Here is a 1,078-nt window from a genome sequence, read left to right as displayed (position 1 = left end):
CGTGCCACGCGCCGTGATACCGTGCGCGCGCTGGCAGTGCTGATCACGGCGGTGCCCGCGGGCTGGCTGGCCTGGCGCATGGCCCCGGTGCAGCAGTGGACGGCCAGCCACGCCACCGCCACTGGCGAATGGCGCAGCTGGACGCTGGCCGATGGCAGCCGCATGGTGCTGGACACCGCCAGTGCGGCCGATGTGCAGTTCGATGCGCTGCAGCGCCGCATCCATCTGCGCGCTGGCGCGCTCTATGTGGAGACGGCCCCCGATCCGCAGGCCAGCGCAAGGCCATTTATGGTGACCACCGAGCAGGGTGAGGTACGTGCACTGGGCACGCGCTTTAGTGTGCGCTGTGGTGATGGCTACAGCGATGTGGCCGTGCAGCAGGATGCGGTGGAGGTGCGGCCACGCGGCGGCACTGCAGCACTGCGCTTGCAGGCCGGCCAGCAGCTGCGCTTTAGCGACCGCGAAGCAGGACAGCCACAGGCCGCCCAGGCCGGGGCCAGCCAGTGGACGCAAGGTGTGCTGGCGGCCGACAACATGCGCCTGGATGCCTTTTTGGCCGAACTGGGCCGCTACCGCAAAGGCTGGTTGCGTTGCGACCCGCAGGTGGCGGCGCTGCGCATCTCGGGCGCGTTCCAGCTGGCCGATACCGACGCGGTGCTGGCCAACCTGGCCCATTTGCTGCCGGTGCAGATCAGTGCCCGAACCCCTTACTGGATCACGGTGCTGCCCTTGTCGCACTGAACTTTACACAGCACTTTTAAAAATTTTCTGCCAAGTTGGCCCCTTTGGGTGCGGTCGGCTGTCCTGCATAGAGACAGCGAATTCATCTGTACCGACCCCAAGCAGGAAGCCTTATGCCAACCGTTTCTTATCGTCCTCACCCCACCCCAGCGGGAGCGCAGCCCATGCCATCGACCCTGGCCCGCGCGGTGCAAGCCGCCGTCATCACCATGGGCGTCAGCGCCATGCTGGGGCTGGCCGTGCCGGCCCATGCCCAAACCGCCGCCGAGCAGGCCACTGCACCTGCGGGCGCGGTGCAATCCTTGCAGGTGCCGGCCGGGCCACTGCCAGCCGCGCT

Annotated in this window: 1 protein-coding gene; it reads left to right on the top strand. The window is 67.6% G+C overall.

The genetic code is table 11. The annotated features are described in order from the left end of the window. Window positions 1–741: FecR domain-containing protein (locus H928_RS0105300; RefSeq protein ID WP_021025575.1), on the top strand; the 741-nt coding region annotated here is incomplete at its 5' end. Between the last annotated feature and the right edge of the window lie 337 nt (window positions 742–1,078).

This window comes from Comamonas sp. B-9 (assembly GCF_000410635.1).
Lineage (GTDB): Bacteria > Pseudomonadota > Gammaproteobacteria > Burkholderiales > Burkholderiaceae_C > Comamonas.
This window is presented reverse-complemented; position numbering and strand designations above follow the sequence as displayed.